Source organism: Candidatus Nitrosopumilus sp. (assembly GCF_965263415.1).
Taxonomy (GTDB): domain Archaea; phylum Thermoproteota; class Nitrososphaeria; order Nitrososphaerales; family Nitrosopumilaceae; genus Nitrosopumilus.
This window is the reverse complement of the sequence record NZ_OZ253671.1, coordinates 50,915-64,853: the sequence shown is the minus strand read 5'-3', so window position 1 is coordinate 64,853 and position 13,939 is coordinate 50,915. Positions and strand designations below refer to the sequence as shown.

19 protein-coding genes and 1 tRNA gene are annotated in these 13,939 nt (G+C 36.8%); 18 read left to right on the top strand and 2 right to left on the bottom strand.

The features are described 5' to 3' along the window. From ftsY to ACQY22_RS00855, 15 genes are all read left to right on the top strand, one after another. Window positions 1-1,770 carry a signal recognition particle-docking protein FtsY gene (gene ftsY / locus ACQY22_RS00925; RefSeq protein WP_428324695.1) on the top strand — a complete coding sequence of 590 codons (1,770 nt, stop codon included), beginning with the start codon at window positions 1-3 and terminating at the stop codon, window positions 1,768-1,770. After that, on the top strand, window positions 1,767-2,681 hold the full coding sequence (gene argF, locus ACQY22_RS00920) for an ornithine carbamoyltransferase (RefSeq protein ID WP_428324694.1): 915 nt from the start codon (window positions 1,767-1,769) through the stop codon (window positions 2,679-2,681). The genes ftsY and argF overlap by 4 nt, the downstream gene beginning before the upstream one ends. Before the next feature lie 36 nt (window positions 2,682-2,717). After that, window positions 2,718-3,200 carry a 50S ribosomal protein L18 gene (locus tag ACQY22_RS00915; protein ID WP_012214781.1) on the top strand — a complete coding sequence of 161 codons (483 nt, stop codon included), beginning with the start codon at window positions 2,718-2,720 and terminating at the stop codon, window positions 3,198-3,200. 1 nt (window position 3,201) lies between these two features. Continuing rightward, entirely contained in the window at window positions 3,202-3,921 is a 720-nt protein-coding gene (locus ACQY22_RS00910) for a 30S ribosomal protein S5 (RefSeq protein WP_428324693.1), read from the top strand. A 6-nt stretch (window positions 3,922-3,927) separates the two neighbouring features. Then, complete coding sequence (locus ACQY22_RS00905; protein WP_428324692.1) at window positions 3,928-4,395, top strand: 50S ribosomal protein L30; 468 nt, start codon at window positions 3,928-3,930, stop codon at window positions 4,393-4,395. Window position 4,396: 1 nt separating this feature from the next. Further along, the gene (locus ACQY22_RS00900) at window positions 4,397-4,861 is read left to right on the top strand and encodes an uL15 family ribosomal protein (protein ID WP_428324691.1); all 465 of its coding nucleotides are present in this window, start codon (window positions 4,397-4,399) and stop codon (window positions 4,859-4,861) included. Then, the gene (gene secY / locus ACQY22_RS00895; protein WP_428324690.1) at window positions 4,854-6,284 is read left to right on the top strand and encodes a preprotein translocase subunit SecY; all 1,431 of its coding nucleotides are present in this window, start codon (window positions 4,854-4,856) and stop codon (window positions 6,282-6,284) included. The genes ACQY22_RS00900 and secY overlap by 8 nt, the downstream gene beginning before the upstream one ends. Next, window positions 6,271-6,849 carry an adenylate kinase gene (locus ACQY22_RS00890; RefSeq protein WP_428324689.1) on the top strand — a complete coding sequence of 193 codons (579 nt, stop codon included), beginning with the start codon at window positions 6,271-6,273 and terminating at the stop codon, window positions 6,847-6,849. Before secY ends, ACQY22_RS00890 begins: the two co-directional genes overlap by 14 nt. 3 nt (window positions 6,850-6,852) lie before the next feature. Further along, entirely contained in the window at window positions 6,853-7,476 is a 624-nt protein-coding gene (locus ACQY22_RS00885; RefSeq protein WP_428324688.1) for an EMC3/TMCO1 family protein, read from the top strand. Then, window positions 7,473-8,033, top strand: coding sequence for a (d)CMP kinase (cmk, locus tag ACQY22_RS00880; RefSeq protein ID WP_428324687.1), 561 nt, complete (start codon window positions 7,473-7,475; stop codon window positions 8,031-8,033). Before ACQY22_RS00885 ends, cmk begins: the two co-directional genes overlap by 4 nt. After that, window positions 8,030-9,028, top strand: coding sequence for an RNA-guided pseudouridylation complex pseudouridine synthase subunit Cbf5 (locus ACQY22_RS00875; RefSeq protein WP_428324686.1), 999 nt, complete (start codon window positions 8,030-8,032; stop codon window positions 9,026-9,028). Before cmk ends, ACQY22_RS00875 begins: the two co-directional genes overlap by 4 nt. A 4-nt stretch (window positions 9,029-9,032) precedes the next feature. After that, window positions 9,033-9,482 carry a hypothetical protein gene (locus tag ACQY22_RS00870; RefSeq protein ID WP_428324685.1) on the top strand — a complete coding sequence of 150 codons (450 nt, stop codon included), beginning with the start codon at window positions 9,033-9,035 and terminating at the stop codon, window positions 9,480-9,482. A 51-nt stretch (window positions 9,483-9,533) separates the two neighbouring features. Then, window positions 9,534-9,634 (top strand) — tRNA-Ser (locus tag ACQY22_RS00865). A gap of 147 nt (window positions 9,635-9,781) precedes the next feature. Continuing rightward, complete coding sequence (locus ACQY22_RS00860) at window positions 9,782-9,922, top strand: hypothetical protein (protein WP_187146551.1); 141 nt, start codon at window positions 9,782-9,784, stop codon at window positions 9,920-9,922. Between the two features lie 67 nt (window positions 9,923-9,989). Then, window positions 9,990-10,487, top strand: coding sequence for a DM13 domain-containing protein (locus ACQY22_RS00855; protein WP_428324684.1), 498 nt, complete (start codon window positions 9,990-9,992; stop codon window positions 10,485-10,487). Between the two features lie 2 nt (window positions 10,488-10,489). Here the strand turns inward: ACQY22_RS00855 and ACQY22_RS00850 are convergent, their stop codons facing one another. Then, on the bottom strand, window positions 10,490-11,803 hold the full coding sequence (locus ACQY22_RS00850) for an NAD(P)/FAD-dependent oxidoreductase (protein WP_428324683.1): 1,314 nt from the start codon (window positions 11,801-11,803) through the stop codon (window positions 10,490-10,492). Between the two features lie 88 nt (window positions 11,804-11,891). Here ACQY22_RS00850 and ACQY22_RS00845 point away from each other — a divergent pair, with 88 nt between their 5' ends. Both ACQY22_RS00845 and ACQY22_RS00840 read left to right on the top strand, forming a co-directional pair. Next, window positions 11,892-12,173 (top strand): hypothetical protein, encoded by a 282-nt coding sequence (locus ACQY22_RS00845; RefSeq protein ID WP_428324682.1) that lies wholly within the window; start codon window positions 11,892-11,894, stop codon window positions 12,171-12,173. A 26-nt stretch (window positions 12,174-12,199) separates the two neighbouring features. Continuing rightward, window positions 12,200-12,571 carry a ChuX/HutX family heme-like substrate-binding protein gene (locus ACQY22_RS00840; protein ID WP_428324681.1) on the top strand — a complete coding sequence of 124 codons (372 nt, stop codon included), beginning with the start codon at window positions 12,200-12,202 and terminating at the stop codon, window positions 12,569-12,571. Between the two features lie 193 nt (window positions 12,572-12,764). Here ACQY22_RS00840 and ACQY22_RS00835 read toward each other — a convergent pair whose 3' ends face one another. Further along, window positions 12,765-13,733 carry a 2-hydroxyacid dehydrogenase gene (locus tag ACQY22_RS00835; RefSeq protein WP_428324680.1) on the bottom strand — a complete coding sequence of 323 codons (969 nt, stop codon included), beginning with the start codon at window positions 13,731-13,733 and terminating at the stop codon, window positions 12,765-12,767. Window positions 13,734-13,784: 51 nt separating this feature from the next. Here ACQY22_RS00835 and ACQY22_RS00830 point away from each other — a divergent pair, with 51 nt between their 5' ends. Further along, on the top strand, window positions 13,785-13,931 hold the full coding sequence (locus ACQY22_RS00830; protein WP_428324679.1) for a hypothetical protein: 147 nt from the start codon (window positions 13,785-13,787) through the stop codon (window positions 13,929-13,931). Window positions 13,932-13,939 lie beyond the last annotated feature (8 nt).

Below are 13,939 nucleotides of genomic sequence, written 5' to 3'. Positions count from 1 at the left end.
ATGTTTGATAAACTTCGTAATGCGTTTTCTACTGCAGCGAAAAGTTTTGGTGAAAAAGAACTCAACGAAAAAGACATTGAAGACATCCTTTTTGAATTAGAAATCTCACTCTTAGAATCTGATGTTGCAACTGAAGTTATTGATTCGATCAAAGATGATCTAAAAGCAAAACTGGTTGGCTCTAAAGTTGACAAAAAAGAAATTGAAAAATTTGTTAAAGATAGTTTGATTTCAAGTATATCTGCACATTTTGATGCAGCCGGAGAAATTGATCTTTTTGGAAAAATTAATGAAAAAAAAGAACAAGGTCAACCATTTCTAATTTTGTTCCTTGGAATTAACGGCACTGGAAAGACAACATCACTAGCTAAAATTGCACACCTGTTGCAACAAGAAAAATATTCTGTTGTTGTTGCAGCTGCTGATACTTTTAGGGCTGGTGCAATTGAACAATTACGAGAACACACTAATCGACTTAACCTAAAACTTGTTGCACAAAATTATAATTCTGATCCTGCAGCTGTAGCACGTGATGCAGTATTGTATGCAAAATCTCACAAAACAGATGTTGTTTTGATTGACACTGCAGGAAGAATGCAAACAAGTGAAAACTTGATGCAACAAATTGAAAAAATTACCAAAGTTGTAAATCCTGATTTGAAAATTTTTGTAGGTGATTCTTTAGCAGGAAATGATACTGTCAATCAAGCCCGTGAATTTCATGCACACACAAACTTTCATGGTTCAATTCTTACTAAGAGTGATGCTGATGCAAGAGGTGGTGCTGCATTATCTATTGTCAAAGTAACATCAACTCCTGTAATGTATGTTGGGGTTGGACAAGAATACCCTGATCTAAAGCCTTTTGATAAGAAAATCTTTCTTGAAACTGTTTTTGGAAATCTAGACGATGTTGACATAAAGAAAGAACCAGAACCAACACCAGAACCAACACCAGAACCGACACCAGAACCGACACCAGAACCAACACCAGAACCAACACCAGAACCAACACCAGAACCAACACCAGAACCGACACCAGAACCGACACCAGAACCGACACCAGAACCAACACCAGAACCAACACCAGAACCGACACCAGAACCGACACCAGAACCGACACCAGAACCAACACCAGAACCAACACCAGAACCAACACCAGAACCAACACCAGAACCAACACCAGAACCAACACCAGAACCAACACCAGAACCAACACCAGAACCAACACCAGAACCAACACCAGAACCAACACCAGAACCAACACCAGAACCAACACCAGAACCAACACCAGAACCAACACCAGAACCAACACCAGAACCAACACCAGAACCAACACCAGAACCAACACCAGAACCAACACCAGAACCAACACCAGAACCAACACCAGAACCAACACCAGAACCAACACCAGAACCAACACCAGAACCAACACCAGAACCAACACCAGAACCAACACCAGAACCAACACCAGAACCAACACCAGAACCAACACCAGAACCTGATGATCCTTTTGAAGGAATCAAAGATGATGAGATTACAACTTATTCAGATTTGTTTGATGTACCTCCGCCAGAAAATGATGATGAAGCTTTCAAACTAGGCAAAAAAATTCGTCAATGGATTAAAGACGGAAAACCAGAACCCGATGATGAAGACGAAGATGATGAAGAATATGATTATGAAGAAGAAGATGAAGAAGAGATTCACAAACATGATAAAGAAGAACCAAAAAAGAAAAAGGGTAGGTTCGGGTTCTTTAGAAGATGAAATTAAAAACAAAAAATTTACTCACTTTAGCGGAATTATCCCCAAAGGAATTTATGGGTTTGATCGATGATGCAATCAAACTAAAAAAACAACTCAAGAAAGGTGGCAACAAACCTGTTCTACAAAACAAAACACTAACAATGATTTTCCAAAAACCGTCTACTCGAACACGAGTTAGTTTTGAAATTGGAATGTCACAACTTGGAGGTTATGCAGTTAATCTCTCATCAAATGATATGCAGTTGTCACGCGGTGAATCTGTTGAAGATACTGCAAAAACTCTTTCACGATATACTGATTGTATAATGGCTCGTGTCTATGATCATAAATTGTTAGAACAGTTATCTGAAAATGCAACCATTCCGATAATTAATGGACTCTCTGATACTTTTCATCCTTGTCAAATCTTGGCTGACTTTATGACAATAAAAGAAAAGAAGAAAAAAATCAAAGGAATTAAGATCGCATGGATTGGTGATGGTAATAATGTCTGCAATTCCATGATTTATGGTGCAGCATTGGCAGGTGCAACAATGTCTATTGCAACTCCCAAAGGCTTTGAGCCAAACAAAAAGACAATCAAAGTAGCCCAAAAATCAACTATTATCGAACTAACAACTGACCCACTAAATGCAGTTAAAGATGCTGATGTTGTTGTAACTGATACTTATTCTTCTATTCACAACAATGATCCAAAGAGAATCAAAAAATTCCTTCCAAAATACCAAGTTAACCCCAAATTGATGGAGTCTGCAAAGAAAAATGCGATCTTTATGCATTGTCTTCCGGCAAAACGAGATCAAGAAGTTACATCATCAGTTATTGACGGTCCACAGTCTGTTGTTTGGGATGAGGCAGAGAACCGTCTTCATTCTCAAAAGGCATTGCTTGTCTCGCTCATTCGCGCTTAACGTATATAAGAGCACGTTCAAACTCGAATTCTATACATGGCCTATTCAAAAATATTGAGGAGACTGCGTGAGGAGAAGACCAATTATCGTAAACGTAGTACAATGTTGATGGGTAAGCGTGACTTTATCACTGTAAATATTACTAATGAAAACACTCAAGTCCAAATTCTAAAACCTGGAATGACTGGCGACAAAGTTGTCGCATCTGCACACTCTAGATATCTTCTTGAAAAAGGTTGGAAGGGTTCTAGAAAGAGTGTTCCAGCAGCATATCTAACCGGATACTTGGCAGGAAAGAAAGCACTTGGACAAGGTGCAAAGGATGCAATCTTGTATACTGGAACCAAAAGATACACCCAAAGGATGGCAGCAGCTCTCAAAGGAGTTATTGATGCAGGTTTAGAGGTTCCAGCAAACGAAGAAACATTTCCATCTGAAGAGAGAATCAATGGCGAGCATCTTACTGTTAAAAACGAAGTTTCTAAAATGAAATCTACAATTGATACTGAGGTAAAATAGAATGAGTCAAAAAACAGAATCTAAACCACAACAAGGGGGACACAGAGGAAAGCCTGCACCTGTTTATGGTGGAGGTCCACCTGGTGGATCAAAAGGTGGAGATAGACCAAGAAGAAGAAGAGAACCAGAAGAAGAAATTTGGGTTCCAAAAACAATCTTAGGACAAAAAGTTGCATCAGGAGAAATCTCCACATTAGAAGAAATTATTGAATTAGGATTAAGAATTCAAGAAGCAGGAATTATCAAGAAATTACTCCCTGACTTGAAAAGTGAAGTAGTTGATGTTGGAATTATCCAAAAGATGACATCAAATGGTCAATCAACTAGATTCAAAGCAATCGTTGCAACTGGAAATGAAAATGGTTACTTGGGAATTGGGCAAGGAAAATCAAAACAAATGAGAATTGCAATTGAAAAAGCAACAAACGCTGCTTATCTTAATGTCAATCCAATCAAACTGGGATGTGGCAGTTGGGAATGCAGATGTGATCAAAAACATTCTGTACCATTCAAAGTAAAAGGAAAAGGTGGAAGTGTTACAATTGAAATTATTCCTGCACCTCGTGGATTAGGTCTTGTTGCAGGTGGTAAAATTAAACGATTATTGGAATTAGCTGGTCTAAAAGACGCTTGGACTACAGCAAAAGGTTCTACACCTACAATGAATTCCACTTCTAAAGCTATCTTGGACTGTCTTAGACAGACATTTAGTCAGGGTTGATGAGAAATGGCAAATGCAGTACTAGTTGTTAGAATCAAAGGCCAAGCAGACTGTCCTTATTGGGCAACAACAACAATGGACTTGTTAAAACTTGAAAGAAAATATCGTGCAGTTATTCTTCCTGCAAAAGACAACTTACTTGGAATGCTAAAAAAAGTACAACATTATGTTTCATGGGTTGACCTTGATGCAGATCTAGCAAAAGAACTCATTGACAAAAAAGCAAGAAAAGCAGGCTACAAAAAAGTAACACCAGAAGATCTTAAAGAATTAGGATATGCAAGTTCTACAGAATTAGCTGCAGCATTAACTGAAGGAAAAACAATGTTGTCAAAATTAAAACCATTAAAGCCTTGGTTTGCATTAGCACCACCAAGACACGGATTCAAAAGAAGTACAAAGAAATTGTATGGACAAAAAGGAATCCTTGGAAGAAACAAAGAACTTGGAACAATTGTAAGGAATATGATTTAACATGGCAACAAGATTAAGAAAAACAAGACGACTTAGGGGAGGACGCCACATGGGATGGGGCCAGGTAGGTCAACATCGTGCAAGTGGTCACAAGGGTGGTCTTGGAGTTACTGGAATGATGAAACATCATTGGAGTACAACACTAAAAGAAGAACCAGATCATTATGGCCATGATTCAACTAAACCACCTCACCCAAATATTACCAAGAAATGGGCTAGCGTCCGTGATCTTGATGACTTGTTTACTAAGTTCGGTAAAGAAGAAGGAGGAAAAAAAGTCGTAGATCTTGAAAGTGTAGGATACGAGAAACTCCTTGGCGGCGGAAAAGTATCAAATGCTTATTCTGTCAAAGTCACACAATATACTGCATCTGCAGAAGAGAAACTCAAAGCAGTTGGCGGCGAAGTTATCTCTGCTGCAAAAGAAAAAACTGATGGGGGAGAGGTAGTTACAGAAGATGGCTGAGGGTACAGTTACCACAATTATTCGAAAAGTCGTCTTTAAAGCAGAACCATATCTTCCTCAAGTTCCAAAACCAAAAAAGAAAATTCCATTATCAACTAGATTGCTCTGGTGTGGAGTTGCATTACTCATCTACATGGTAATGGGACAGACACCGTTATTTGGAGCAACAACCCCTGAATTTGACTTTCTAGCATTTGCTAGAGTAATTTTTGCATCACAACAAGGTACCCTTGTTGAATTAGGTATTGGGCCGATTGTAACAGCTGGACTCTTGATGCAGTTGTTGAGAGGTTCAGACATTCTCAAATTTGACTTTAAGAAACCCGAGGAAAGAGGTGTCTTCCAAACTGCAACAAAGTTGGTAACTTATGTTGTAATCGTAGCTGAATCTATTGTATATGGTGTAGCAGTGTATGGTCCTGGAGTAGCAGACCCCTCGATACTGTATGTCATGGTCGGGCAGCTGATGGCCGCGTCGATTATTATCATGTTCTTAGACGAATTAATTCAGAAAGGTTGGGGTCTTGGTAGTGGAATCAGTCTATTCATTATGGCAGGTGTTGCTCAACAAATTCTGTGGAGTCTGTTTAGCCCGTTACCAGCTGGTGATGGTGGAACGATTGGTATCCTTCCATATATTGGACAATCAATCATGGCAGGTGACCTCTCAAACATCATGTTCCGTTCAAACCAGTTGCCGAGCATATTTGGTCTGTGTCTGACAGCTGGTGTGATATTGATCCTTGTATTCACACAAGGAATGAAAATTGAGATTCCAATTGTGTCTACAAAATACAGGGGATTCTCTGCAGTCTATCCAATTAAGATGATGTATGTCTCAAATATTCCAGTTATCTTGGCTTCTGCACTTACTGCAAACGCCGTCTTTATTTTCCAGATGTTATGGGCAAATGCAAACCCACGTAACAATAATTTCTTCATGAATTTCATAGCGCAATTTGACCCGACGAGCCCGTCGACTCCAATTGGTGGTCTTATCTACTACATAACACCACCTAGAGGTCTAGATGTAGCGGCTTTGGATCCTGGTCGTGCAGTTGGTTATGTACTATTTATGATTGGAATTGTAATTGTATTTGGCAGGTTATGGGTAGAACTTGGTGGTCTTTCACCAAAGAGTGCAGCTCAAAACTTACTTGATGCAGATGTACAGATTCCTGGATTTAGAAGATCAAACAAACCAGTTGAAGCATTATTGAACAAGTACATTCCATCAGTTACTATTATTGGCTCAGCCATTTTGGGCCTGTTAGCTGGTGCATCTGATGTATTAGGTGTATTTGGTTCTGGTATTGGAGTTTTACTTATGGTAGATATTCTCATCAACTACTATACACAATTAGTTAGAGAACAAGTCGAAGTTGTAATGCCGCGATTGGGTGCTTTACTTGGCAGAAAATAAGAAAATAGTTCTGGTTGGAATCGCAGGAGTTGGGAAAACAACCCTGCTATCAAAGATTGTAGATCATATTAAAGATCATCAAAAAAGTGTCAGCGTTGTAAGTTATGGAACATTGATGCTTGAAGTTGCAAAAGAAAACGGTCTTAATGATAGAGACGAGCTACGAAAACTTCCAATTATAAAACAACAAGAACTGCAAAAACTCGCAGCTGAAAAGATTGCTGCACACACTGAAGAAATTGTGATTATTGACACTCATGCATTTATCAGCTCTCCCGAAGGATACTATCCGGGATTACCAGAACATGTTCTCAAAATTATCAAGCCCTCAAACTTTGTATCAGTTTCTGCAAAACCTGAGGAAATCTACAGCAGAAGAATGAGTGATGATACTAGAAACCGTGACAAAATCACCCTTGCAAATGTCAAGAAAGAACTAGACGTCCAGTCAGGCATGATTTCGGCATGTGCAGTAATTACAGGCTCACCTGTGAAGTACATTCTCAATCGTGAGGGAAAGGTTGATGAAGCAGCAGATAAGATAATCAATTCATTAGGACTGTAAAAAATGGATTTTAACTTTATTCTACTATTTATCGAATCAATACCTCTCCAGTTTGATTTCTTTGGAGGTGAAAGGGGTGCACTAGGAAGTGATGACCCAATAATCAAAGGATTGATTCTCTCAATGTTTGCAGTTACAGGATTTGGTATTTTGCTTAACATCTTCAATGCTGCAGTTAGAAAGAAGATGGTTGATCAAGTAAAACTGAAACGAATTATGAAAGAAACACGTGGATGGCAAAAAGAAAGAATGACTGCAATGCGTCAAAAAGATACTGCAAGAGCAGCTGAACTCAACAAGAAATCTGCATACATGAACAAGATGTCCATGGAGATGATGCAGATGAACATGAGACCAATGATGATTACATTTGTTCCATTGATTTTGATATTCTATCTTGTGTTGCCACAACTATTTGCTTATACTGTAGCTGTGTCCCCAATTCCTCTAAATGTAATCCCTGGAGATATGTTCCAACTTACTTGTACTGCAGAACAAGCAGCAGATCCTGAACATGTTTGTCAAACAGAAAATGCATTGTATCTTTGGGCTTGGTATTTCTTGTCTTCGATTGCATTTAGTGGCATTATTATGAGACTCACCAAAACCTCAATGGATCTCAGTTGACAAAATCTATAGTAATTTCAGGCCCTCCTGCAGTAGGAAAAACAACTGTTGCAAAAGGATTGGCAGAAGAATTTTCATTACAATATCTTAGTGGTGGTGACGTCCTTAAAGAGATGGCAAAAGAACAAGGTTTTGATTCTGCTGGTGATGATTGGTGGGACACAGAAGAAGGAATGAAGTTTCTAAACAAACGAGAGGAAAATTCCGAATTTGACAAAAAACTAGATGAAAAACTAACCAAACTATTCAATGATGGAGGAATGGTAATTACCAGTTATACGCTTCCCTGGCTAATCCAAAATGGGATTAAAATATGGCTTGAAGGCTCTCATGAGAGCAGTACAAAACGAATGCAAACAAGAGATGACATGAGTTCTGAGGATGCATATCAAATCACAAAACAGAGATTTGACAAGAACAAGGCCCTCTACAAAAAACTATATGATTTTGATTTTGGTGATGACAAATCAGTCTTTGATGTTATAATTAACACTGATAATCTTACAGCACAACAAGTAATTGATGTTGCAAAAGAAACGGTGAGAAAACTACTATGACTCTAAAGCAACTAGAAAATCTAATTGAAGTTGATCAGGATATTACTGATGATGCATATGGCACATACTATGACAAAAGAACGATAGAACAATTACTAAACTATGGAATTATTTTACTAGACAAACCACCAGGACCTACAAGTCATGAGACAGTAGCTTGGACCAAAAGAATACTGAAACTACCAAAGATTGGACACAGTGGTACACTAGACCCACAAGTTTCAGGAGTACTTCCTTTGGGATTAGGTGAAGCAACAAAAGCTCTAGGTGTATTACTATTTGGTCCAAAAGAATATCATGCCTTAGGACGTGTTCATTCTCTTCCTTCCAAAGAAAAATTACGTGAAGTAATTGAATCACTAACTGGAGAAATTTATCAAAAACCTCCACAACGTTCTGCAGTAGTTAGACAAACAAGAACAAGAACAATTTACGAGTTTGAAGTATTAGAACAGAAAGAACGATTGTTGCTAACTAGAGTATTGTGTGAATCTGGAACATACATTAGAAAATTATACTATGATCTAGGTGAGATTTTAGGACCTGGCGCAACTATGATTGAGCTTAGAAGAACTAGGGTTGATCAGTTCCGAGAAACTGATGGATTGGTGACTCTACATGAACTTGCAAATGCTTTTGCGTTATGGGAAGAAAAGAAAGATGATTCTAAACTAAAGAGTATGATACAGCCTGTAGAACATGCTCTAAGTGAATTAAAATCTGTAGTAATTCGAGATTCTGCAATTGATGCTATGTGTCACGGTGCACAACTTGCAATTCCTGGAATTTTACAAGTATCTCCTAATTTGAAACAAGGCGACATTGTTGGAATTTACACTCAGAAAGGAGAAGCAGTAGCATTAGCAGAAGCAACAATGTCTGGTCAAGAAATTCAAGATGCAGTAAAGGGATATGCGTTTGAAACAAAAAGAATAATCATGGCTCCAAATACTTATCCTAAAAAATGGAGAACAAAACCTTCTTCTAAAGAATAAGAAATTGCTCTCAAAAAGTCTAGTTATTTTTGTTGGAATTGGAATAATTTCTGGATTGTTATTTGGAATTTATCTTATTGATGTCAAAAACACTAGCCAACTTGTTTATGTTGAAGGTTCTGGAATTTCAGTTGTCACTGAAAAAACTGATTTTAAACAAGGAGAAGAAATTAAGATTCGAATTATAAATTCTGGAACTGTTCCATTAACATATGATGCATCACTTGGTCTAAGAATTACTGGGTTATCTGGAATCTTAATGTATTCGCCTTCATTTTCTGCTGAAAAAGTTATTTCTACATTAGAATCAAATGAAGAGATTAACATTTCATGGGATCAGATAAACAATGACGGTGATCCTGCATTGGAAGGATTGTACAAAATCACTGTTACTGCAACCAATGATCAGGGAAAAAAAGTTGAACGTTCCACAACTGTAACTATTTGGAAATAGTAATACCATTTATAATCAGATTCTAAAAACTAGATTTGTCGCAAGACTTGTGCCGGGGTCGCCTAGCCTGGTAGGGCGCGCGCCTGGAAATTGTTAACCATAAAGCGCGTTCTCGCAAGGGAACGGGAGTTCAAATCTCCCTCCCGGCGCCATTATTTTCTAATTTGATGATGATTTTTGATCTTCTCACTAGATTTTTTGATATTGTAAAAACTTGAAAATAATCTAAATGTCCATGTTGATTTTCTAGATTAGTAAAAACCAGTGTCCATTAAATACAGAAAACGCATAACAGAAACATGTCAAAGAGGGTTACATTACTAATTGATGATGATCTTTACAAAAAATTACGTTCAAAACAAGCTGCAGAAATAAAAAAAACTGCAACAGCTGTTAGTTTTTCCAAAACTGTCACTGATATTCTCAAAAAACATGTTTAAAGATTTGGAAAACATCTGGTAATCATTTGGAAAATCTCCTTTATACTAACAATCTAATCTTTTTTTCATGAACAAATATCTGATACCAATTATTGCAATTGCAATCGTTGGTTCTGTATCAGCATTTGCAATATCCCCATACTTTACAGAATCTAGTATTGATGAGGCATTGCCTATTGGTGCAGTTGTTCAACCTATGATGGAAGAAACCATGATGGAAGAAACCATGATGGAAGAAATGACTCCTGTTTCTTATTCGGGAACTTTTATCGGTGTTGGTGATGGAATTCATGACGCTCAGGGTAATGCATATACTATTCCACTTGAGGATGGCAGCAATGTCTTACGATTAGAGAACTTCCAATCAACTAATGGCCCTGACTTGTATGTCTATTTGGCAACTGATGATAATGCTTCTGAATTTATCAATCTAGGTGAACTCAAAGCAAACAAGGGAAATCAAAATTATGGGATTCCTGATGATGCTGATTTAACCAAATACAACAAGGTGTTGATTTGGTGTCAAGCATTTAGTGTATTGTTTGGCAGTGCAGATCTATCCTAACACTACTTTTTTTCTATTTTTTCTATAATTTCAGAAAATTTCCATGGTCCACACTGTCTATCAGTGGTTTCACTTGGGAATAACCCTGAATTGTGTAGATGATTTACAATATGTGCAGCAAATGGCAATGCACCAGTTGCTCCCGGTGAGTTATAGTTTAGAATATGAAATGATGACTCTTCATCAAGCAAAATTACATCTGGCTCGAACTTTCCTTTTTCATTAATTATTGATGAACGAATGCCTGCAGTTCCTTTATTTGTGATCTTTTCTGCATCAATCTTTGGCAAAAATCTTCTTACTCTTTCAACCATTGTTGATTTTGACATTGATGATTGAATTTCATTCATTGCAAGTTCTTGGAATTGTTTGTCAAAGATTGCCTTTCTTGCACCAGAACCCAACATTTCTAACATCTTTGGTACAAATTCTTTGATGTTTTCAGCTTTACTGTATCCGTATGGGCTAAAGACAGGAACTGCATTTGGTCCTATCTCACAACTTCCATCAACTCGAATTATCCAATGTGGATCCAAGAATGGATAGTCCGGGAACTCTGGTACTGAATAAATGCTAGTTTTTGTTAGGTTGTTGTATTGCTTTGGCGCCTTCCAATACTCTCCTCTAAAGTGAACATCAGTTAATTCTGTTGCAATTTCTACATTATGTGCAATGTCTACTGCCTCTCCGCCTGCAGCATTGATCAAAAATTCTGTAAAAATTTCATCTTTATCATTTAATGTTATTTTCCATTTTCCATTTTCTCTTTTTGTCTCTGTGACTTTGGTGTCTAAAAGAAATGTTGTTCCGTTTTCTTTACTGTCTTTCATTAATGATTCTGTATATGTGGAATAATCAGCTGAACCATCTCTGTAAACATAGAGTGCAGCTTCACATTTTATCTCTGGTTCTATTTTTTTAATTTCTGATTTATTCATCAATTCAATATCTTTTTCTTCTAATCCGTTTTGTTTTGCCCATTTGAGATATTTCTCAAGAACTTTGATTCCCTTTTTATCCAGCGCAACTTCTATCACGCCATCTTTTTTGAATGGCAAGTCATGCAATTTGGAATATTCTTCCCACATGTTAAACCCATGAAATGCAGCATTTGCAAACAGCTTTTTCTTTTCAGGATTGTACAAATATGGGGCGTGCACTTTGCCTGTGTTTCTTCCACTTGTGTGAAAAGCAACATTTTGGGCTTGCTCAATCACTGCTACTTTTTTTGATTTGTTTAGATGGGCTAGAAAATAGGATATGGATGTGCCAAGAATACCTCCACCGATAATTACAACATCAAAATTCTTTGCCAAATATTTTCAATTTAATTTCGTTTTAGTGGATAATAAATGGAATTAGTAACAATCAAGGTTAATATCTAATAAAATTCAAAATCAAACTGTGTTACCTGACAAGTGTTCTGTAAGCAAAGAAGGAAAACAGTGTTCCAGTCCTCCCGAATTCATCGTATCCATTATAGATGGAAAAGACGAGTATATGGTTGGAGTAACATGTGGTAGACACAAACAAGTTGTCTCTGGAAAAATTGGATTTTTGCAAAAAGAAGGTAAAATCCATGAAGGAAAAGTTAGTTTTTCACCTGTCAAGGCGGTTGGAACTGACTGTATTCATGGCGATGAGGATGATTTTATCCAAATTGACATGAATCGAAGTAAAAACTGAAATAATTTCTAGTCTTTTTGAAAGTATTGCTTTTTGAGTTATTATCTGATATCGTAAAAATTGAGAATATCTTGTTTGTAGTAAAAAGCGGTGGTGCAACAAGTGAGGTTAGGAGTCCTCTTAGTATTAGACAAAGAGAAAAGTGGATTACACTGGGTGAAAACGATGATCCTGCTCACATGCACGTTGATTCAGAACTAATTAGCCATGCAGAGTTTGTGCAAGAAGAAAAATCTGAACGTACAAGTTTTAGTGTTAGATTTTACAATAAAGATAACCAAAGAGTGTTGGCTGCATTTTTTACAAAAATGTATGATGATTCTAAAACACTAATTCCTGAACGAAAAAAAATGTATGATCAACTAAACGAAAAGTTTTCTTCCAAAATTAATTTTTAAAAAAAACCTTGTCTGAAAAAGACAAGGAGAAAAAATATTATTCTTGAGATTTCTTCTTCTTTTCTTTTTCAGATTGTAGTTTAGCTAATTCTAATTCTTCGTTTGTATGTTTGAATTTTTTCAATCTGATTTGTATTCGCCGTTTAGATATAAAAACTCCACATTTCTTTTAACAGTACCTTGAGCGTGAAATTCAATATCCTATTGAAAAGATCGGTTTTTTTCCATTCATACCTAAATTGAGATTTTTTACAGTAATTTCTGCCATTTTGGCTCTTGTCTCCTTAGTTGAACTCCCTATGTGGGGGGCCAATACTACATTTTGCAATTTTGTCAGTTGGTGACTCTTGCTTATTGGCTCTTGTTCAAAGACGTCTAGTCCTGCACCTGCAATGATCTTCTTTTTTAATGCAACAACCAAGTCCTTTTCATTTACCACTTTGCCTCTTGATGTGTTTATCAAAAATGCTACATCTTTCATTTTTTTGAATACTTTCATGCTAAACATATTGTCTGTATCTTTTGTATGTGGAACATGAATTGAAATGGCGTCACTCTGGGAAATTAGCCTCTCAAATGAGACATATTTTGCACCCAATAATTTCTCTTTAGTCTTTGATATGCGATTTCTGTTATGATAAACTATCTTCATGTCAAATGCTTTAGCTCTCTTTGCAAGCGTTTGTCCAATTCTTCCTAATCCTAAAATTCCTAGAGTCTTTCCTTGTAGGTCAACTCCCACATAGTCCTGTGCACCATAGATTACTTTCCACTTTCCCTCTCGAATAATTCTATCCCCTTCTGAAACTCGTCTTAATGAATCAAGTAATAATGAAAAAGCCAAATCTGCTGTTGTATCAGTTAATACTTCAGGAGTGTATCCTACTCTAATCTTTTTTTCTTTTGCATATTTTGTATCAATATGATCAAAACCTACACTGTAGGTACTAATGACTTTGAGATTTTCTGCCAAGTCTATTGTTTCTTTGTTGATTATATCATATGGAAAACAGATCAATCCGTCTGCATCTTTAATTTTAGATCGTAATTTTGATTGTGGAACTGGAATCTTTCCTTTATGAACTTCAATTTGATATTTTTTCTTTAATTCCTTTAAAGCAAAATTATGAAGTGCTCTTGTTAGAAACACTTTCTTTCTCATAAAGATGAGATTTATCTCAAACCATTTATACGATTTCTTTCTAATTTCTCTATGTCTTCTGAAACACAAGAGGAGGAAGAATTTGCAATTTGTGTAGAATGTGGAAATGCTATTGAAAAATGCGTTTGTGTATGTCCTTATTGTGGAGAGCGAGACGAGTGTAAATGTGCATTATTTGATGCAGCAACTGGAGGATAGGAATTTGG

Excerpts from the sequence above, each read along its gene's own strand:
- ACQY22_RS00900 (WP_428324691.1), top strand. The coding sequence starts at position 4,397 with ATGGCAACAAGATTAAGAAAAACAAGACGACTTAGGGGAGGACGCCAC.
- ACQY22_RS00905 (WP_428324692.1), top strand. The coding sequence starts at position 3,928 with ATGGCAAATGCAGTACTAGTTGTTAGAATCAAAGGCCAAGCAGACTGT.
- ftsY (WP_428324695.1), top strand. The coding sequence starts at position 1 with ATGTTTGATAAACTTCGTAATGCGTTTTCTACTGCAGCGAAAAGTTTT.
- argF (WP_428324694.1), top strand. The coding sequence starts at position 1,767 with ATGAAATTAAAAACAAAAAATTTACTCACTTTAGCGGAATTATCCCCA.
- secY (WP_428324690.1), top strand. The coding sequence starts at position 4,854 with ATGGCTGAGGGTACAGTTACCACAATTATTCGAAAAGTCGTCTTTAAA.
- ACQY22_RS00910 (WP_428324693.1), top strand. The coding sequence starts at position 3,202 with ATGAGTCAAAAAACAGAATCTAAACCACAACAAGGGGGACACAGAGGA.
- ACQY22_RS00885 (WP_428324688.1), top strand. The coding sequence starts at position 6,853 with ATGGATTTTAACTTTATTCTACTATTTATCGAATCAATACCTCTCCAG.
- ACQY22_RS00915 (WP_012214781.1), top strand. The coding sequence starts at position 2,718 with ATGGCCTATTCAAAAATATTGAGGAGACTGCGTGAGGAGAAGACCAAT.
- ACQY22_RS00830 (WP_428324679.1), top strand. The coding sequence starts at position 13,785 with ATGTCTTCTGAAACACAAGAGGAGGAAGAATTTGCAATTTGTGTAGAA.
- ACQY22_RS00835 (WP_428324680.1), bottom strand. The coding sequence starts at position 13,733 with ATGAGAAAGAAAGTGTTTCTAACAAGAGCACTTCATAATTTTGCTTTA.
- ACQY22_RS00860 (WP_187146551.1), top strand. The coding sequence starts at position 9,782 with ATGTCAAAGAGGGTTACATTACTAATTGATGATGATCTTTACAAAAAA.
- ACQY22_RS00855 (WP_428324684.1), top strand. The coding sequence starts at position 9,990 with ATGAACAAATATCTGATACCAATTATTGCAATTGCAATCGTTGGTTCT.
- ACQY22_RS00875 (WP_428324686.1), top strand. The coding sequence starts at position 8,030 with ATGACTCTAAAGCAACTAGAAAATCTAATTGAAGTTGATCAGGATATT.